This is a genomic window from Flavobacterium sp. H122 (assembly GCF_004959765.1).
Classification (GTDB): Bacteria; Bacteroidota; Bacteroidia; order Flavobacteriales; family Flavobacteriaceae; genus Flavobacterium.
The window spans coordinates 45,227-65,869 of sequence record NZ_SJZD01000004.1 but is presented as its reverse complement, the minus strand read 5'-3'; the positions used below and the strand labels follow the sequence as shown (position 1 = coordinate 65,869).

Annotated in this window: 16 protein-coding genes; 5 read left to right on the top strand and 11 right to left on the bottom strand. The window is 34.6% G+C overall.

Features of this window, described 5'->3' with window-relative positions:
- Positions 1 to 142 precede the first annotated feature (142 nt).
- The 3 genes from EZM65_RS07315 to EZM65_RS15700 form a co-directional block, all read right to left on the bottom strand.
- Entirely contained in the window at positions 143 to 2,545 is a 2,403-nt protein-coding gene (locus tag EZM65_RS07315) for a thiamine pyrophosphate-dependent enzyme (protein WP_136667902.1), read from the bottom strand.
- Positions 2,546 to 2,727: 182 nt separating this feature from the next.
- Complete coding sequence (locus EZM65_RS07310) at positions 2,728 to 4,716, bottom strand: aminopeptidase (RefSeq protein ID WP_248574838.1); 1,989 nt, start codon at positions 4,714 to 4,716, stop codon at positions 2,728 to 2,730.
- Positions 4,664 to 5,530 (bottom strand): hypothetical protein, encoded by an 867-nt coding sequence (locus tag EZM65_RS15700; RefSeq protein ID WP_248574837.1) that lies wholly within the window; start codon positions 5,528 to 5,530, stop codon positions 4,664 to 4,666. The genes EZM65_RS07310 and EZM65_RS15700 overlap by 53 nt, the downstream gene beginning before the upstream one ends.
- Positions 5,531 to 5,713: 183 nt before the next feature.
- Here EZM65_RS15700 and EZM65_RS07305 point away from each other — a divergent pair, with 183 nt between their 5' ends.
- A complete protein-coding gene (locus EZM65_RS07305) occupies positions 5,714 to 7,723 on the top strand; it encodes an endonuclease (protein WP_136667901.1) in 2,010 nt (669 codons plus the stop codon).
- A 30-nt stretch (positions 7,724 to 7,753) separates the two neighbouring features.
- Here EZM65_RS07305 and EZM65_RS07300 read toward each other — a convergent pair whose 3' ends face one another.
- Together EZM65_RS07300 and EZM65_RS07295 are read right to left on the bottom strand one after the other, a co-directional pair.
- Positions 7,754 to 8,617 carry a bestrophin family protein gene (locus EZM65_RS07300; protein WP_136667900.1) on the bottom strand — a complete coding sequence of 288 codons (864 nt, stop codon included), beginning with the start codon at positions 8,615 to 8,617 and terminating at the stop codon, positions 7,754 to 7,756.
- A gap of 5 nt (positions 8,618 to 8,622) precedes the next feature.
- On the bottom strand, positions 8,623 to 10,593 hold the full coding sequence (locus tag EZM65_RS07295; RefSeq protein ID WP_136667899.1) for a KUP/HAK/KT family potassium transporter: 1,971 nt from the start codon (positions 10,591 to 10,593) through the stop codon (positions 8,623 to 8,625).
- 99 nt (positions 10,594 to 10,692) lie between these two features.
- Here EZM65_RS07295 and EZM65_RS07290 point away from each other — a divergent pair, with 99 nt between their 5' ends.
- Positions 10,693 to 11,754, top strand: a complete 1,062-nt coding sequence (locus EZM65_RS07290; protein WP_248574836.1) for an oxidoreductase — start codon at positions 10,693 to 10,695, stop codon at positions 11,752 to 11,754.
- A gap of 58 nt (positions 11,755 to 11,812) precedes the next feature.
- On the opposite strand, the gene EZM65_RS07285 is transcribed toward EZM65_RS07290, so the two are convergent.
- The 5 genes from EZM65_RS07285 to EZM65_RS07265 all read right to left on the bottom strand — a co-directional run bounded on the left by EZM65_RS07285 (position 11,813) and on the right by EZM65_RS07265 (position 16,742).
- Entirely contained in the window at positions 11,813 to 12,595 is a 783-nt protein-coding gene (locus EZM65_RS07285; RefSeq protein WP_211196200.1) for a type 1 glutamine amidotransferase domain-containing protein, read from the bottom strand.
- A gap of 10 nt (positions 12,596 to 12,605) precedes the next feature.
- A complete protein-coding gene (locus EZM65_RS07280) occupies positions 12,606 to 13,835 on the bottom strand; it encodes an MFS transporter (RefSeq protein WP_136667898.1) in 1,230 nt (409 codons plus the stop codon).
- Positions 13,836 to 13,930: 95 nt separating this feature from the next.
- Positions 13,931 to 14,503: a Crp/Fnr family transcriptional regulator gene (locus EZM65_RS07275; protein ID WP_136667897.1), complete on the bottom strand. Its 573-nt coding sequence runs from the start codon at positions 14,501 to 14,503 to the stop codon at positions 13,931 to 13,933.
- Positions 14,504 to 14,644: 141 nt separating this feature from the next.
- Positions 14,645 to 15,736: a DUF6600 domain-containing protein gene (locus EZM65_RS07270; RefSeq protein WP_136667896.1), complete on the bottom strand. Its 1,092-nt coding sequence runs from the start codon at positions 15,734 to 15,736 to the stop codon at positions 14,645 to 14,647.
- Between the two features lie 292 nt (positions 15,737 to 16,028).
- Positions 16,029 to 16,742, bottom strand: a complete 714-nt coding sequence (locus tag EZM65_RS07265) for a DsbA family protein (protein WP_136667895.1) — start codon at positions 16,740 to 16,742, stop codon at positions 16,029 to 16,031.
- A gap of 258 nt (positions 16,743 to 17,000) precedes the next feature.
- Between EZM65_RS07265 and EZM65_RS07260 the strand changes: the two genes are divergently transcribed.
- From EZM65_RS07260 to EZM65_RS07250, 3 genes are all read left to right on the top strand, one after another.
- On the top strand, positions 17,001 to 18,947 hold the full coding sequence (locus tag EZM65_RS07260; protein WP_136667894.1) for a hypothetical protein: 1,947 nt from the start codon (positions 17,001 to 17,003) through the stop codon (positions 18,945 to 18,947).
- Positions 18,948 to 18,992: 45 nt separating this feature from the next.
- Positions 18,993 to 19,274: a GIY-YIG nuclease family protein gene (locus tag EZM65_RS07255; protein ID WP_248574835.1), complete on the top strand. Its 282-nt coding sequence runs from the start codon at positions 18,993 to 18,995 to the stop codon at positions 19,272 to 19,274.
- A 96-nt stretch (positions 19,275 to 19,370) separates the two neighbouring features.
- The gene (locus tag EZM65_RS07250; RefSeq protein WP_248574834.1) at positions 19,371 to 19,616 is read left to right on the top strand and encodes a hypothetical protein; all 246 of its coding nucleotides are present in this window, start codon (positions 19,371 to 19,373) and stop codon (positions 19,614 to 19,616) included.
- A gap of 598 nt (positions 19,617 to 20,214) precedes the next feature.
- Here EZM65_RS07250 and EZM65_RS07245 read toward each other — a convergent pair.
- A complete protein-coding gene (locus EZM65_RS07245) occupies positions 20,215 to 20,622 on the bottom strand; it encodes a hypothetical protein (protein ID WP_136667892.1) in 408 nt (135 codons plus the stop codon).
- Between the last annotated feature and the right edge of the window lie 21 nt (positions 20,623 to 20,643).

The following is a 20,643-nucleotide window of genomic DNA, read 5'->3' as shown; positions in this document are numbered from 1 at the left end:
CTTAAAACGGGTTAATTACTTTAAAATTAGGTATTTATAGTAAATTTTTTTTACGGTTTTTATGTAAAAATTGTTAAAATTTTTACATAAAAAAATGCCCGGTATAATTGCCGGGCATCCTATATGTAAAACATAAAATTTGTTAATACAAACTTGGATATTTAGATGGGTTGCTTTCGTGCATTATTTCATAAACTTTTTCAAAAATATCCTCAACCGAAGGTTTGGAGAAATAATCACCGTCAGTTCCATAAGCAGGTCTGTGTGCTTTCGCAGCTAATGTCTGCGGTTGACTGTCAAGATGTTTGTATCCTTTTTGTTCCTCAACAATTTGCTGTAAAATATATGCTGAAGCGCCACCTGGAACATCTTCATCAATAACTAACAAACGGTTTGTTTTAGCTAAAGATTTTACAGTATCATGATTAATATCAAAAGGCAGTAATGATTGAATATCAATGATTTCGGCATCAATACCAACTTCTAATAATTCTTTAGCTGCCTGTTCAACTAAACGTAACGTTGAACCGTAAGAAACTAAAGTAATATCACTACCTTCTTTGATGGTTTCTACAACTCCGATAGGCGTTTTGAATTCACCAAGGTTTGTAGGCATCTTTTCTTTTAGACGATAACCATTCAAACATTCTACTACTAATGCAGGCTCGTCAGTTTCCAACAATGTATTATAGAAACCTGCCGCTTTTGTCATGTTTCTTGGAACTAAAACATGAATACCACGAATAGCATTGATAATCATACCCATTGGAGAGCCTGAATGCCAGATACCTTCTAAACGATGACCACGTGTACGGATAATTAAAGGTGCTTTTTGACGTCCGGCTGTTCTGTATTGAAGCGTAGCCAAATCGTCACTCATAATCTGGATAGCATACAACAAGTAGTCCAAGTATTGAATTTCAGCAATAGGGCGTAAACCACGCATTGCCATACCAATTCCCTGTCCGAGAATCGTTGCTTCACGGATGCCGGCATCAGCTACACGCAATTCTCCGTATTTTTCCTGCATTCCCTCCAAACCTTGGTTTACGTCACCAATGTTTCCTGAGTCTTCACCAAAGATTAATGCTTCAGGATATTTAGCAAAGATGGCATCAAAATTATCACGTAATACTAAACGGGCATCAACATCTTCTGCCGATTCATCGTAAGTCGGTAAAATTTCATTTACCGAATACACATTGTTCTCAGATTGTGAAAACAAATGTGAGCTGAATTTCGGCTGGATTTTTTCAGTATAAGAATTTATCCATGCAGTCAATTGCGCTTTTCCGTTCTCTTTGATCACCATTCGTAATACTTTACGGGCTAATGTGATTAAATCTTTACGGATAGGCTCTTTTACAGCTACTAAATCAGCTGCATATTTTTCAATAAATATCTTGTTTTCTGAAGTTGAGGCAACCGAGTTTAAAACAGCAACCAATTCGTCTCTTTCAGCTTTAATAGGATTGGTAAAGTTTGTCCATGCTGTTCTTTTACCTTCCAGAACATCTTTTTTGGCTGTATTATCAATTTCATCCAATTCTTCAGTAGTAGCCAAATTATTTTCCAATAACCATTTGCGCATTTGCAGTAAACAGTCAAAATCAGCTTCCCAAGCTAAGCGTTCTGCATTTTTATAACGTTCATGAGATCCTGAAGTTGAGTGTCCCTGTGGCTGTGTTAATTCATTAACGTGAATTAAAACAGGAACATGTTCTTCTCTTGCAATAGCAGACGCTTTTTGATACGTTTCAACCAATGCAGGATAATCCCAGCCTTTTACTCTTAGGATTTCATAACCATTATTATCTTCATCACGCTGGAAACCTTTTAAAATTTCCGAAATATTCTCTTTAGTAGTCTGATAACGTGCGTGAACCGAAATTCCGTATTCATCATCCCATACACTCATTACCATTGGTACCTGTAAAACACCTGCAGCATTGATGGTTTCAAAGAATAATCCTTCAGAAGTTGAAGCGTTTCCAATGGTTCCCCAAGCTACTTCGTTTCCTTTTTCAGAGAAATTGGTTTGGTTAATACCTTCAACGTTTCTATATATTTTAGATGCCTGAGCTAATCCTAATAAACGTGGCATTTGCCCTGCAGTAGGAGAGATGTCGGCACTTGAATTTTTTTGTTGTGTCAGATTTTTCCAGTTTCCGTTTTCGTCCAGTGAATGTGTTGCAAAGTGACCGCCCATTTGACGGCCCGCACTCATAGGATCAAAATCCAAATCGGTATGACCATATAATCCGGCAAAAAACTGTTCGATTGTCATAGCACCTATAGCCATCATGAAAGTTTGATCGCGATAGTAACCGGAACGGAAATCACCATTTTGAAATGCTTTAGCAAGTGCCAATTGAGGAACTTCTTTACCGTCACCAAAAATTCCGAATTTTGCTTTTCCTGTAAGTACTTCCTTTCTTCCCAGAAGACTACATTCACGGCTTATTCTGGCAATTTTGTAATCGTTTAAAACTTCTGTTTTAAAATCTGCAAAAGTTAATTCTTTTTTATCTTCCACTTGTATCATATTGTGTCGTGTAATGCTGACAAATTTAAACAAAAACACGATATAATCTAACTTTGATGCGAAAATATTAATTATACATTTTCTATTTTAAAGTCTTTTTTGAATGTTTAAATTTTAAATAATTCAATAAAAATTTAATTTATGTAATAAAAAATCATAAAAAACATGCTTTTTTATGATTTTTAAAACCATTTTCTGGTAAAAATTCCAATTAATATTTTTGGGTTTAAAGTAAATTGAAATCTTATTTTTTCACCATAATTTTTGTCAGCAATTTCCCAGCCGTTTTTAGAATATACAGGACAATATATTTCAAAATAATCAGGAACCAGATTAAAATGTATGCCACTGTCATAAACAAATTCTGGATTTAGCCCTTTGTTTTTATAAGCTCCTATATCGCCATATAATTGAATCCATTTCCATATTGAAGAGGTAATATTTAATGTGCTCATCCATTGATTGGCATAAGGATTAACGAATTTGGATTTGAAACCTCCTTCGGCAATAATAATCTGCTGACTGAAAAAGCCTGAACTTTCGCTTCTTCCGTAAAACTGATAGTCAAATAAATAATCTTTTGGACGGTCGAGACCAAAACTGAAATAATCGGTATTTGAATTATTGTATAAAAATAATCCACCATAAAAACGGAACCCTATTTGATAATTGCTTTCAAATAATTTCCTGTAATTTACTTCTGATATTAATTTTCCAAATTTATCCCCAAACTGCAGATTGGTTAAAACCCCATAGCCCTGAGCTGTTTCACTGTCACCTATTGCGAATCTGGCATCAAATACCGAATAATTTAAAGGACTGTTGTCATTAACTGCAAGCGGACTATATTCTTTTTTTACGATTATCTGGCGTAAAAATAATGACTTTGATTTGTTTTCTTTTATTTGGTTTTCTCTGAAACGAAACAATACTGATGGTGTAATCCTTAAATAGGAGGCATTTTCTATATAATGAAAGTAAGCACTTGTAAATGATACTCTGGTTTGAAAAAATCTTTTATTTGGAGAATTGAAAACATAATTAAAATAGGTTGCACCAGTAATTGACTGTGTGGATGTAGAATAACTGGGACTTAAATTATAGGTAAAGGGTCTTTCTATTAAACTTCTGTTATTTAATGCTAAAGTTATAATTGCGCCGTCATAAACATTGTAACCTATTTCCGGATAATAAAATACCTGATTGTATTTTGCATTTTCAATATCTCTTATAAAAGCAAATTTGAAGGGTTTGTTTGAACTTAAAAAGCCTTTTAAACTTTTAAAATTGTTGCGGTTGTTTATTTCTGTAAAATAATTATCTCGGTTGATTGCCAGTCGATCTATACTGTCATTAAAAACAGTAATAGATGTATCTTTAAGTTGATGTGGTTTTATCCATTTTTCAAATACTTTCGTTCTTTTTTTATACCCGGTTACCATAAAAGGAACCATGCTTTCTGATTTGTTTTTTACAGCAATGGTAATTGTATTTTTTTCTTCTTTTTTTCTGCCGAAAGCATAATCAATTTGCTTATTGGAATCAATCATTTCATTAAAAAACCAATCTAAGTTTTCTTTTGAATTGGATTTTAAAATTGTTTCAAAATCTTTTGAGGTTGTAAACCGTGTTTTGTTGATTTCCAGAAACTGGATAATACTTTTATCCAATGCATCGTTATTGAGGTATTTGCTTAAAAACTTAAAAGTCAATCCTGCTTTATATCTTGATGCAATCTGCTCATTGAATTTTACTAAGTTTTCTCTTGATTCGGTAAGGCTTTGATCAAGATTTTTACGCCCCATCAGTAAATAAGCAAGAAAATATTGGTCGTTAAATTCAGCCTTGGCCAATTGATAGCTTTTCGTTATTTTGAAATTGCCTAAAGTTCCTACCAATTTTAAATCAGGATAGTTTTCTTCAATATAATTGATTAACAGGTAGTTTTGAATTCCGTTGAGTAAATAATGGTCTTTTCTGAGATTTATGTTTAAATTCTGTTTAAGGTAATTTTGCGAATAAGCCTTTAAAAATTTCAATTCGTAAAGAAATGAATTTGGAAAAGGACTGATAAAAGAAGGTAATTGGTTTAAGCCGTAAAAAGGATTTCGGTCATAGTCAACCTGTGATACAATTATTTTTTTTTTCTTTTGAAGCCCCGAGTTTTTCATCAAAATAATTAATGATTTTATCAATAATCAAAGCTTTTTGTATTTCATTGATTCTTGAACCGTAAAGATTGGTTTCCACCGTCATTTTATCATTGAGAAAAGTTTCGAATGATAAGTTTTTTTCTATTGAAAACTGAAATTCTTTACAATTCTTTCCATTAAAAAGAGTAGGAGCGGAAAGCGGTAAATTTGATGTTATCTTATAATTTTCAGGAATGTCAAATTCAAATGTAATGTTTTCAATTTCTTCAAGTGCGGCATCTTCAATATTTTCATTGCTGTATTGCAGATTTACGCCGTTTTGATTTTTAGCTATCAGTAAAAAACAGTCTTTTAAGTAATAGTTGCCTTTATTGACACCCCACTTGGTGAATTTAGCATCGGGTATTCTTAGTTCGTATTCGATATCAATTGTAATTGATTCGCCTTTTTTTAACGGTGGTGTCTGCAGTTCAATTAAATCAATCTGGTCGTCAATACGGCACCAATTTGCATAAAATTGATTGATTGTTAATTTTTCAATAGTTGTATTTCCTCTTTCTTTAGCGGAAGACAGGTGAAAATTTCTTACAAACTGATCAGAAAACCGTTGGCCTAATTTGGTTTTCCTGTTGGAATAGCTATGATTCCAGTCGTTAATAATTAATTTGTTTACTGACTGATTTGTATTGTTTTTATAAACTATTTTTTGTTGTACAAAAAGGCTGTTTTTTTCAGGAATTAATTTGGCCTTTATTGCTATTTTTTGCTGTGCCCAACTGTTCCAGTGGGAGTTTAAAATAAATAGTAACAGTATTTGGAATATTTTTTTCAAAAAATAAAATTTAAAATGCAATGTAGTGAAATAATAATTAATACCGTTAAGCGGTATAAAATTGATGCTGCTGTTTTTTATTGAAATTTAATTATTGATTCGCCCTCTTTTTTGAATATTTTGTAAGAATTTGGTTTTTAATTTGAAAAAATAGTTAAATTGCGCTCCCCCCAAATTATTTATATGAAACAAAAACTATTTTTTGCAGTATTAGGTTTAATATTTTCACTGAAAGCCTTTTCACAAGTTGTTATTAATGAACTGGATGCTGATCAGGCAAGTTCTGATTATAAAGAGTTTGTTGAGTTTAAGTCTTCAACTCCAAACTTTTCTCTTGACGGTTATGTTCTGGTTTTTTTTAATGCAGGTTCCGGAGGTACATCAAATGCATCCTACAGAGCCTATGATTTAGACGGTATTGTAACAAATGTCAATGGAATAGCAACTATAGGCGGGCCTCAGATTTCCCCGGTACCCAACAGATATTTTGCAAATGAAATAGATAATATTCAAAATGGTCCTGATGCTATAGGTCTTTATTTAGGGAACGGGAATGATTTTCCAACAGGTACAGCAGCATCAGCAACTAATTTGGTTGATGCAATTGTATATCATATAGGAGGTTCTGTTACAGCGACTGCTATTATAGATGCTTTGAATTTATCCGGGAGAACTTTTACCAGTATTAATGAAAATTTGAATGCATCCAAGGATACTCACTCCATTCAAAGAAAAAATGACGGAAGTTATGACGTAAAATTACCTACACCTGGAGCAAATAATGATGGTTCAGGTTTTATCTTTAACAGAGTAACTGCCACTTTAAATCCATTAGGAAATTTAACAGAAGGAAATAATTTTCAAATTACCTTTAGTACACAGACACCTGTGACGGGTTCAGATTTGAATTTAATCTATTCAATTGAAAACGGAACTTTTACAACTGATGATTACACAGGAAGTTTAACAGCAACAATTCCTGTTGGTTCCAACAACGCTGTGATTAATTTTTCATTGATAGATGATGTTTTGAATGAAGGGGATGAAACATTGATTTTAGTCATCAATCAATTACCTTCAGAATATGAGCTTGTCAGCAATAATATAAATGTAAGGATACATGATAATGATTATATAGTACAAACCTGGGGTAATCCTTTAAATCCCACTCATGGTTTGGTATCAAGAAATATTCCGGCAGGTTATTATGATTCGCTGGAAGGAAAGTCAGGAAATCAGTTAAAACAGGCTATTCAGGATATTATTGCAGATCCATCAATAGTTAGGGAGCATAGCTATGCGGATGTTTGGGATATTTTAAAAGAAGCAGATACTGATCCGGCAAACAGCAGTAATGTATGGTTGATGTATGTAGAGCAGTCAAGGTCAAAATTAGATCAGCATAAAGGTTCAAGCGGTACAGGGAAATGGAACAGAGAACATATTTATTGCCAGTCAAGAGGAGATTTTCAACTGGATGATAGTCTGCCGAATGACGGAATAGATGCATGGTTACCTACTGATGCAGATGATATTACCGCAGGCGGAGCAGATGCGCATCACATTCGCGCTGAGGATAGTCCTGAAAATTCCTCTCGGAATAATAAAAATTTTGGTGTGGACCCTTCAGGAACTGATGATTACAATGGTCCTTCCGGAACAGCAGGAAGCTGGAGAGGGGATGTGTCCAGAGCAATATTTTATATGTGTGTTCGATATAACGGATTAAATGTAGTTAATGGATTCCCATCAGAAACTCCGGTTGGCAATATAGGTGATTTAGCAACATTATTAGCTTGGAACAAAACTGACAGCGCTGATGATTTTGAAATGAACCGAAACAATGTGATTTACAATTGGCAGAAAAACAGAAATCCATTTATTGATTATCCGGAATTGGCAGATTATGTATTTGGAAGCAAGTTCGGGCAGACATGGTCGGCAACACTTTCGAATGACGGACAGGAGATACTTGATGTTATTATGTATCCTAATCCTTCAAATGGAATTCTTCAAATTGCAGGGTTAAAAAATGCTGCCGATTTAGAAGTTTTCAGTATTACCGGTCAAAAAGTATATAATGCAGGTTACGAGCCTGATTCGAGACTTGATTTAAATCTGACCTCAGGAGTGTATCTTGTTAAGATAAAAGAAGGAAATAAAACAGCAGTAAAGAAATTAATAATCAAATAAAAAAAATGTCCGTTCTAAACGGACATTTTTTTATAATATTTCTTCTATATTTTTTTTAATGTTTTCGGCAATTCTTTGTGTTGGTAAATCATTTTCATCATTACCAAAAGGATCTTCAATTTCCTCGGCGATTAATTCCAAACTGGCCAAAACATAAAAAATAAAAATAACAACCGGAATGGTGTAATAGCCTAAGCTAAAGACATATCCAAAAGGTAATGTCATTACATAAAAGAAGATGAATTTTTTCAGGAATACGCTGTATGAAAACGGAATAGGAGTATTCTTGATTCTTTCACAGGCTCCGCAGATATCTAAGAATGAAGTGATTTCAGGATTGATGAAAATAAGGTTCTCATCTGTAAGTTTGCCGTTTCTTTTTAATTCGAACAGTTTTTTAGACATCAGTTTTACCAACTGATTTGGTTTGTGCTTTTTGTGTTCAACATTAATGTTATACTCCTCAAAAAGTTCATGACTTATCGTTTCATCTTTTAAATGTAAACTTAATATGTGGGCAAAATTAGGAATAGCTTTTTTAAAGAAAATCTTATCCTCTTTTTCAGTAAGCAAAGCAGATAGTTTTATCGCTAAATTACGGCTGTTGTTTACTAAAGCTCCCCATTGCTTTCTGCCTTCCCACCAACGGTCATAAGCGGTGTTTGTTCTAAAAACGAGTAATAATGAAATAACAAATCCCAGCATGCCGTGCATGATGGGAATGTTTTTTAAATTATGATTTTCAGCTAAATTAAAATGCTCCAATTCAAGATATGCAATGATACCCGAAAAAATACCTATGCTTATCATCAGCGGTAATAATTGTCTGAAAGTATCCGCTTTATGAAATTTGAATATAAATGTAAACCAATCTTTAGGATTGTATGAAATCATAGTAATCAGTCTTTATAAACTCGTGTCATTTCAATCTTCTCAGGAGCATGAAGCACCATTGGGAATTTTTCAATTTTTACTGAACTGATATCTAATCCAAAGGCCTTTTCTTCAGAAAGTGAGAACTGTTTTAAGAAGAAATATGTATTCATGACTACTTTTTCGTAAAAACTCAGGAAACTGTCGTTTGAAAGATATTTTTCAGAAAGTACAAATTTGAAATCACCTAAAATTTTGTTTTTATGCAAAGATTCATAACGGCTGGTGATATCCACTTCACCCTTTTCAACCATATCCTTGATAACTTCTTTAAACATTAAGTTAATCTTGGTTGGCTCTCTAAATCCAAGATTGAAGTCTATACGGTATAGATCGTCTTTTATGATTTCAGTAACACGGTATTCTTTTTTATAAGGTTCGTTAGTAACATTAACGTGAATGAACCAATACATGTCAGCTCTTTTAGGACGTTTCTGCAATATAGAATACATTACTTTTTCTTCAATTTCATCAGTACGTCCTGCATTTGTCATGTAAACCAAATGTGTAGCATATTTAGGAATTGATAAATCTACACTTAATTCTGCCAGTACTTTTTTATAACTATCGACTTTAACGAATTTGGTATATGTTTTACCAATCTGTTTTGCTTTGTACCAAATCGCCATAATAGCAATCAAAGCAGATGCAATAATTATAGTCACATAACCACCATGAGGGAATTTGTCTAAACAGGCAACCAAAAAGCTCAATTCAATTGTAAGATAGAACAGAACAACCGGTACGATTATATAAACAGCTATGCGTTTGATTACCATATAGTACATTAATAAAATCGTTGTCATAATCATACAAAGTACAATTGCAAGACCATAAGCGGCTTCCATTTTTCCTGATTCTTTAAAGTATAAAACAATACCTATACAGCCAGCCAATAATAACCAATTGATTGAAGGGATATACAATTGCCCTTTTAAAACTGTTGGGTATTTAATTTTAACTTTCGGCCAGAAATTTAAGCGCATTGCCTCGTTGATCAAAGTAAATGAGCCTGAAATTAAGGCTTGAGAGGCAATTACCGCAGCTAATGTAGCAATAAGGATTCCAAATGGCTGGAACCAATCAGGCATTACTAAATAAAACGGGTTAATGTTATTTGGATTGATACTTTTTAAAGTTTCTCCCTGATGTTTGATTAAATATGCTCCTTGTCCGAAATAGTTTAATATCAACGCAATTTTTACAAAAATCCAGCTGATTCTAATGTTTTGACGTCCGCAATGCCCCATGTCAGAATATAAAGCTTCAGCCCCTGTTGTACAAAGGAAAACGAAACCTAACACATAAAATCCTTCCGGATGTATCTGCAATAAATGGATTGCATAGTATGGGTTTACAGCTTTTAATACATCAAAATTATCTGAAATTTGAATAATCCCAAGAATTGCCAGCATTCCAAACCAGATTGTCATCATAGGAGCAAAAAATTTACCCACCAGACTGGTGCCAAACTGCTGTATAATAAATAGCATTATCAGGATACCTATTACAATCGGCACCGTATTGATTTCAGGGAAATACAATTGTAAACCTTCAACAGCTGATGAAACCGAAATAGGAGGAGTAATAATACCATCGGCCAGTAAGGCAGAACCGCCAATAATAGCCGGTATGATTAACCATTTTACTTTAGTCCTTTTAACTAAAGCATACAATGCAAAAATTCCACCTTCACCGTTGTTATCGGCAGAAAGCGTCATGATTACATATTTTAAAGTTGTTTGTAAAGTTAATGTCCAAAGGATGGCAGAAATTCCGCCTAAAACAACATCCGGACTAATTGCATGATTGCCAATAATGGCTTTCATTACATACAAAGGTGAAGTACCAATATCACCGTAAATAATTCCAAGAGTTACAAGAATTCCACCCAGAGTATATTTGCTGTGGAGGTCTTGATGATGCGATGCGCTCATACTGAAGTTAATAAAATAAACATCAAAAGTAAAATATTTGCAGATAATACTTTGTATTTTTAGGCAAAATTTACATACTAAAAAAATAAATCACTGAATATGAAACTATTATCAATTCGATTGGCGGTCGTTTTTATGATTTTTATACAATTATCCTGTTCTACAGATAAGAATTTAATAAAGTCTCCCGGATATACACAAATAGTTGTGGATACATTATTAAATGAAAAAATGAGCAGCAGAGCATTGGCCATTGACAAAGATAAAGTCTGGTATGGGGCTTCAAACGGTAAATACGGGTATATTTCTTTAAACGGAGCGGCTGATTTTTCTGCAATCATTGAAAAAGAGAATTTAAAACTCGAATTCCGAAGTTTAGCGCAGACTCCTGAATCTGTTTTTATTTTAAGTGTAGCCAATCCGGCCCTGCTTTACAAAATTGATAAGGAATCTAAGCAAATCAGTCTGGTATATGAAGAAAAGCATGAAAAAGTATTTTATGATGCCATCCTTTTTATGAATGAAAAAGAAGGCATTGCCATTGGGGATCCTACAGATGGCTGTCCTTCCATTATTAAAACTTCAGACGGAGGAAATACCTGGAATAAATTATCCTGCACAGGTCTGCCGAAATTTGCTGAAGGCGAAGCATTTTTCGCAGCCAGTAACACTAATATTACTTACAGAAACGGTAAGCTTTTTATGGTTTCAGGTGGAGTAAAATCGAAGTTTTATGTTTCTGCAGATAAAGGAGAAACATGGATTGGGTATGAAACACCTATTGTTCAGGGTAAGGCCATGACAGGAGTATTTACTTCTGATTTTTATGATGAAAACATTGGAATTATTGCAGGCGGTAATTACGAAAAATTGGAACAAAACCTACAAAATAAAGCAATTACTTTCAACGGAGGAAAAAAGTGGAAACTGATTGCAGAGAATGCCGCTTTTGGGTATGCTTCATGTGTTCAATTCCTGCCTGATACAAATGGAAAATGCATTTTGACTGCTGGAGCCACCGGTGTTTTTTATTCTCGGGACAGTGGTAAAAAATGGCAGCAGTTATTGCCTGATAAAGACTTTATAGCTTTTAGATTTATTGACAATAAAACAGCTGTTGCTTCGGGGAAAAACAGAATTGTGAAGTTTACTTTAAAATAATTTCTTATACCTGACAGGTATTAAGAACCTGTCAGGTATAAGAAATGCTTGTCAGCGGTTACAATTTATTTAATTCAGTAAGAACTGCTTTTCCAACAGCTTCAGCAGATTGCGGATTTTGTCCTGTAACCAAACGCTGGTCTGAAACTACATGGGATTGCCATAACCCTGATTTTTCAAAAATCACTCCTCTTTCCTTTAGTTTGTCTTCCAATAAAAATGGAACCACTTTTTCTAAACCAACAGCAATTTCTTCTTCATTGGTAAATGCATTTACTTTTTTGCCGTCAACCAAATATTTTCCATTACTCAATTTAATATTCACAATTCCTGCAGGACCATGACAAACAGCACTTACAATTCCGTTATTTTCGTAGATTTTGGTTGCAATAGACGCAATTTCAACATCATTTGGTAAATCCCATACAGCACCATGTCCGCCCGCGTAATGTATAGCAACATAATTTGAAGGAACAACTTCAGAAGGCTTTAATGTATTTTCAATCTTGTTGCGATATGCATCATTCTCCCAAAACTTTTTATTAATCGGATCCGTTAAATCAAATCCGTCAACAGGTGCTTTACCTCCTTTAGGGCTCACAAAATCAATTTCATAACCTGCTTCGTGCAGTACTTCCCATGGGTGGGAAACTTCGCTTAAATAATACCCTGTAGGCTGACCGGTATCGCCTTTTTTATCGTGACTGGTAACAACAAATAAGATTTTTTTCATTTTTTTAGATTGTTTAATTTGTGCCATTGCTTCTGTTCCTGAACTCATAATGACGAAGCCGGCAATGATCATCATGAGTTTCTGTAAATGTTGTGCTAATTGTTTCATACCTATAAATTTAAGAATTATGTGAATTATTTTTATTGATTTTAATGCTAATAAAAGTGACGATAATTGCCAACACAACCAATATTGCCCCGATCCATGGTGTTGCTCCCAATCCTAATGAAGAAGCTACTGTAAGTCCGCCCACATAAGCTCCAATAGCGATACCTACATTAAAAGCAGCAATATTAAACGCTGAAGCCACATCTTCTGTTCCGGGCATGTGTTTTTCGGCAAGTTGTACCACATACAGTTGAAGACCGGGAACATTTGAAAACGATAAAGCTCCCATTATGAATAACGTAATAACTCCCAGTATAGGGTCATTGGCAGTAAAAGTGAAAATAAAAAGCACTATAGCTTGTAAAATAAACATCCAAAGCAATGCTTTTAAAGGCTGTTTGTTGGCTACTTTTCCTCCGATAAGATTTCCCAATGCAATAGCTGCTCCGTAGACTACCAATATCATATTTACCATAGATTCGCTTAATCCCATCACTTTTTGAAGAATAGGAGACAAATAAGTAAAGGCAACAAAAGTTCCGCCATAACCTAAAGCCGTCATCAGAAAAGCCAACAGTAAACGTCCGTTTGTCAATATTTTAAACTGACTTAGTAATGATGAAGTTCTTGGTTCGTTTTTGATTTGATCAGGAACCAAAATCCAGCTGGAAATTAAACCTATTAATCCCAAAGCTGCCACGCCAATAAAGGTAGCTCTCCATCCAAATTGCTGTCCGATAAAAGTACCAAAGGGAACTCCTGTTACAATGGCTACAGTCAGACCTGTAAACATAATAGATATTGCCGAAGCTCTTTTATGAGCAGGAACCAGAGCTGCTGCAATGGTTGAGCCAATGGAAAAATACACTCCGTGAGCAAAACCGGTAATGATTCGGGCAATAACTAAAGTAGTAAAACTGGGCGCAATTGAAGCTAATCCGTTACCAACAATAAAAAGCAGCATTAAGTAAATAAGCAATTTTTTTCTTGGAATACTATTCGTTAAAGCCGTTAATATTGGCGCTCCTATGGCTACACCTATGGCATAAAGGCTCACTAATAAACCCGCCGAAGGAATATTAATATTTAAATCAGCTGCTACTGTAGGCAGTAAACCAACAATAACAAATTCGGTGGTACCAATTCCAAAGGCACTAATCGTTAATGCCCATAAAGACGCTGGGATTTTGTTTGATTCAGTATACGTTTCGAGTGTATTTACACTATCAATTGTTTTCATATCTGTATTGCTAAAATTAACAGTACAAAATTCAGCACAATTGAAAAACTACGCGAGGAGGTATGTCAACCTTTTAAAGTGATGTAGGTCACATTTTATCCTTTCAGACGACTCAATGTTTCTCTGGTAACGCCCAAATAAGCCGCCAACATCTTTTTAGGAACGCGCTGTATTAATTTGGGTAATTTTTTAATCAAGTTGTTGTATCGCTCTTCGGCTGTTTCGGTGAGCAATGATAATATACGTTGTTGTAAAGCAATATAGCCGTGATGTGATTTTATTCGGAAGAAGTTTGTCATTTTAGGAACTTCAACACAAAGCGTTTCACGATCTTCCAAACGAAGAGAGAAAAACTCTGAATCTTCAATACAATCAATAAAAATAGTAGCCGGAATCTGATTTTGGAAAGCATTAAAGTCGGTTGTCCAGTATTGTTCCAAAGCAAACTGAAGAATGTGTTCTTTCCCGTTACCGTCTATAGCATACGCTTTGGTAAGTCCGCTGATAATCCAGAATTCCGCAGGGACAGCTTCGTCTTTCTGTACCAGAAACTGATGCTTTTTCATTTTTTTATATTTGAAAAATTGCGATACGAAAGTCCACTCCTCATCAGTGAGTGGTATGATTTCTTCTATATGCCTGCGTAACAGCGTGTATTTTTCTTCCATAAAATGATAAAAGCAAAAATAATAAAATGAATTCTTTTAGAAGAAAACAAAATAGATTATAAAAAAATAGAGGAGTAAAATCTCCTCTATTTAATTAGGTCAAATTTATAATTAAACCTCCTTCAATAGGAATCAGCTTTATTAATGAGGATTATTTTCATGATTTTGTTTCACAGGCCGGCGTGAGTTTTCATTTCTGCGTTGTGGCATTTCCTTTCTTTGTGATGATGGTTCCATACGTCGTGGTTCTGCCTGTTGATTGTATTGTCGTCTTTCCTGATTTCTTTCCTGTGGGTTATTTTGCTGCATTTCAGGTTGACGGTGCTGTGGCATTTTACGCATTGGTTCATTATTCTGTCTTTGCGGTTGTTCTATCCGGCGTTCATTACGTTGCGGCATTTGTCTTTCCTCATTGTTCATTTTTTGTTCAACCCTTCTTTCACGATTTTGATTAGAGCTTTTTCTGTCGGTAACTATAGCAGGAAACGCTTTTTTTCCTTTGTTGCTTCGTTCCACTCTGGGTTTGTACAATTGTAATTCGGTTTGACTTAATTTTTGGCCTGGGCTATTTCTTTCTCTCAGACCAAAATGTGTTACTGCGTTACCAGTTCTTTTTTGAACATGGTTTCTTTCCGGTCCGGCGTAGTATCTGTTTCCGTTATTTGTTTTAATATTGTTTATTACGACCGATTTGCCGATAATAGTTCTGTTATTGGAAGTGCTTACATAATAGTTATTGATGTTTCTTCTGCCGAAATCCCTTTCTCTCACAAATACCCATTGATTATAAGGGACACTATAGGTACTGCCAATTGAAATACTGATGTTAGGACCTATAGCCGCCCAGCCATAATACCCGTCACAGTAACGCCAGGTAACCCATGCAGGAGCCCAAATGGTATCCGGTACCCACAACCATCCATAATACGGATCGTAAAACCATCGCCCATAATGGAAAGGTGCCCATCCCCATGAGTAGTTGGAAACCCATGTCCAACCATAATCCGTTAATATCCAATAACCGTTGGTACGGTAAGGTGCAAATCCGGCACCCACTTTTGGAGACCACACATAACCATAATTTGGGTCGGAAATCCAACTGCCATAAACACTTAAATTATCATAAAACATCTGAAAGCTTACAGATACCTGAGCTGTAGCTTTTTGCGATGTTGTTCCCATCATTCCAGCTATCAGTAACAATAGGAGTACTGCTTTTTGTATCGTTTTCATAACATTTGTATTAAAAAGATTCATAGCTCCAGATGCTATTGAAATCCATAGATTTTTACAAAATAAAATTACTAAATAATTGATTTTTAATCTTATAGGAATTTTTGAAAAAGTTTCATAATTACCATCATGTGCAGAAGTATCAATACATTAAAAATGATTAACGGAGTAGTATAAGAATATAAAAATTCCAGACCTTGAATTATTTTCAAAATCTGGAATTATGTCTGTTAGTTAAATTTACCTGCTGCTTTTTAGTAAAGAACAGATTGGGTTTTCTATTAAACCGAATTTAATCGCAATTTCCTTCAATGTCACAGCTTTGACCTACAGTATTAATAGAAACATTTTTATCCATTTTCCATTTATCATGGAATTGCGTCAGGACTTGTAAAAAACTTTCTGGAGGTAAAGCACCGCTGAAAGCAGCTTCATCATTAATCACAAAATGAGGAACGCCTCTTAACCCGGCATACTGTGCGTTAGTAATATCTTCTTGTACAGCTTCAGTAAAAATATCGCTTGAGATTGCTTTTTCAGCATCCACTTCTGATAATCCTAATTCTTTGGCAATGCCTATTAATTGTTGGATATCACTTATGTTTTCACCTCTTACAAATACTGCTTCAAATAAACGTTCTTCCATTTCGTGTGCTTTGCCTTCTGTTTTAGACCATTGCAATAAACGGTGTGCAGAAAATGAATTAGCCCACTTCATAGCATCGATATCAAAAGTGATACCTGCTTGAGCCGCCATTTGGGCTACTTGAGTGTTCAACTGTTTGGCGGTTTCATAAGGCATTCCTTTGTGGTCCGCCAGTGCCTGATGCGCATCTTTATTGGGGTTGTATTCCAAGTTGGGTGCTAACTGGTAGCTGTACCAACGGATGTCTATATCAGCTGCATGTGGGAATTGTGTCAGTGCTTTATCAAGATTCCGCTTGCCTATAAAACAAAACGGACAAAGCATATCCGACCAAATATCTAAAGTAAGTTTAGGGCTCATGTTTTTTATTGCAAAGATAAAAGGGAATGAAGTTTCATTTCCTTAAAGTTTGGTTAAAAGTGGCTTTGGCTTCGAGTGCCTTAGTCACCTCGAGAAATCTTCATGAGACATGTTATGATAGATGTATTAACTTTTAATTAATTCCTTGATTTTTTGTTGTTTATATTTAAAAAAGTAGTATTTTTCTTTCAATATTTAATATGAGTCAGAAGACATATTTTTATTATTTACTAAAAACATAACTAATAATTACTTTATATGAAAAAACTATTACCTCTTATTTGTTTGTTTTATGCTAGTTTCTCTTTTTCACAACAGCATGTTTTACCCGAAAGATTAGTGAAGGCGTTTTGCCCGGAGGATTATACTATTGCAGGGGATGTTACCGTAAAATCGGAACTGGATAAAGATGATTTTTATGAAATAACGCTTGATTATGATGGAGAACAAAAGAGTTTTAAATTGAAACCATTGACCTTTCCAAATTTTAAAGCAAAATTTAAAAGAGTTTTTGGTGAAATAATTAAAGCTAAAGCAAATGGTAATATTATACCATCCGATAGTTTGGTTGATAATCACATTGCATTACTCTTTTCACAAATTGTGACGTATCAAAATAGTGAAGAAGAGCGACCAGAAGTGGCAAAAATTTACCTAAAAGAAAACATACCGGTTTATTATTACAAATCAGGTGCGGTTGATAAAAATTTTGAAGCAGAACTAACAGAGGTTCAGGTTGAAATTTCATTTTTTGGTGGTTTTATAGAAAAAATGCAAGTAAATGGAAAAATTGGGAACACACCGGTGACTTTTAATAACAAATACTCAATTGGGATAAGTTCTACAAAAAATATTCAACAATTGAATGAGTATAGATTGTTTACAGGTGAACGATTTACTGAAACGGAATTTAATCAAAAAATGATTCCTGCTAGTAAGAAAATTGCATTTTCTAATGAGTTAAAAGAATCTAAGGATGAATTATTAAAAGCAATTAACCAATATACAGTAGTAAACGATAAGTATAAAGAAAAAAAAGCGCAAATAGATAGTCTCATTGCCTTAAAAAAGACAACAAAAGATTTAGATGTTTATAAAGATTTAGAAGTAAAAATAGAAAATAATCAAATAAGTCTAAAACAGATTGAGGTAGCTCAAAAAGAGTCATTGGGTATTCTAGAAGTAAAAAAAATGCAGTTTAATGATATCGAAAAGAATGAGAAAAAAGATACTGTCTCACAAGAAACAAATCCTTCAGAAGATGAAGAAAGTCTCATGATATATGTTAGTGATGTGATCCGCTATGTAAAAAAAGTAGATGTTAATGCCAATGATATTAGTCCAGTACCACAATTGGTTATTTTAGATCAAAATCAAAAAGAAACAAAATTGTATCGCGAAGAATCATCAAAATTATTTGAAGCGGTTGTTTTTACCGACTTTTTAGGTGTTTTTGATGAAGAAAACCCTAATGGTATAATCCAGACAGAGGTAACTAAACGATTTAATCTTAATACAAAAAGAGGTGATACAAAATGGTACCATAAGTTATTTATAATTCCTATGTTTTTTGAAGGTATCGGTTTTCTCCAATATTTTGATGCCCAATTTCAGTTTTCTAAAATTGAAAAGAGTAATAAATTTTTGTTACCATCTGTTTATAATGGAATAGATGGAAGTGGGAATCCTTTCTCAGAAAATTATTATAGTCCACTTTCATTATATCAGTATCGCAATTACTCTATAGGAGGGAATTTAACCCTCTTTTTTCTAGAAAATCAAAATGCAAAAATAAACGGTACGTTGGATACAGGGTTTTTATTTGGACGTAGTGGTATTAAAGAAAATGTTGACCAAGAAGATGGAGATTTTTTGAATAATCTTGAAATACCGATAGAATTTAAATTACAAATTTTACCAGAGAAAAGATTTAGTTTCTTTATGTCAGATCGTTTATCATGGTTTGAAATTTTTGATTCAAACATAAACCTTAAATCAATAGAAGATAATAAATTAGTTTCTAAGAATCGTTTTTTGAATACCTTTAATGTGGGTATGAATTTAGATATTTCTTCATCAGGGAAATTATTTCTACGTTATAAACTAATTCATGAATTAGATAACATCAATACGAATTTTTCACAATTACAATTTGGATATTCTTTTTACTTACTGCAAAAAAACGGTTTGAAAAAGAAAGATTAAGTATAACGATATAATTTTCTTATTGTCTATTCGATGAAAGGATATATGTACATTTTAGAATGTTCCGACGGAAGTTATTACACAGGAAGTACAATTGATTTAGAACGGAGATTACAACAACATCAGGATGGGGAAGGAGCCAACCATACCAAAAAGCGTCTTCCTGTAAACTTAGTATATTACGAAGAATTTTCTAGAATCGATCAGGCTTTCTATCGCGAAAAACAAATACAAGGCTGGAGCCGAAAAAAGAAAGAAGCGTTGATTGAAGGAACACCAGAATTGTTGCCTGAATTTGCAGTAGCCTATAGAGATTTGGATAAATAGTGTTGTTAAGGTGGTTGAGGTCCTCGAAACCACCGGCTAGAGTGAATTAGCTTTTGTCTTCGAGTGCCTCAGACAACATTTTTAAATCACGTTATGGTGGCTTCGAGAACCTCAGCCACCACGAGAACCTCAGCCACCACAAGAACCTCAGCCACCAAGAAGCTACAGCCATNTCTTCCTGTAAACTTAGTATATTACGAAGAATTTTCTAGAATCGATCAGGCTTTCTATCGCGAAAAACAAATACAAGGCTGGAGCCGAAAAAAGAAAGAAGCGTTGATTGAAGGAACACCAGAATTGTTGCCTGAATTTGCAGTAGCCTATAGAGATTTGGATAAATAGTGTTGTTAAGGTGGTTGAGGTCCTCGAAACCACCGGCTAGAGTGAATTAGCTTTTGTCTTCGAGTGCCTCAGACAACATTTTTAAATCACGTTATGGTGGCTTCGAGAACCTCAGCCACCACGAGAACCTCAGCCACCACAAGAACCTCAGCCACCAAGAAGCTACAGCCATCACATGAATCTAATCGGTTCAGAAAGTTTATTTTCTTTAAACGAGCATTATACTATCATACCGCAATCCAAGGTGGTTGAGGTCCTCGAAACCACCGGCTAGAGTGAATTAGCTTTTGTCTTTGAGAGCCTCAGACAACGCTTTTAAATCACGTTATGGTGGCTTCGAGAACCTCAGCCACCACGAGAACCTCAGCCACCACAAGAACCTCAGCCACCAAGAAGCTACAGCCATCACATGAATCTAATCGGTTCAGAAAGTTTATTTTCTTTAAACGAACATTATACTATTAAACCGAAATCCAAGGTGGCTGAGGCACTCGAAGCCACCGACTAAAAAAAAACAACCCAAGGGTGGCTGAGCGTAGCCGAAGCCACAAACCCCAAAAGCTAACGCCTTTGGGGTTTCAATGACACCACAGCAAAACTACAACGTGGCTTTCTTCTGCGTTATCGAAGTAATGAAAGCGTCAATCTCGGTGATTTCCTTCGAGAGGCGCTCCACATCCAGTTCCTTTTCCAGCAATGCCACCACACCATAATTGATTCTGCGGTCTTCGAGTAGAAACTTTCTGTAATCCAGTTTACGGAGTTTTTTCAAATTGTCCTCCTTGATACTGCCCTCAGGAAGCGTTGGCAAAATCGCATTAATAGTGTTGATCTGGGTGATCACCGCCTGTAATTCGGTTTCGATACTCAAAGAGGTATTCGAATAATTTCTGGTGAGTTTGCTCTCGTTCAGTTTTTTTAATTCCAAATTCTCTTTTTCGGTTTGCGCCCAAGTTAACACAGCGTCGCAATCAGATACCTGTGTCAGTTTTTCAATTGAATACATGATATAAAATGTTTATTGTTA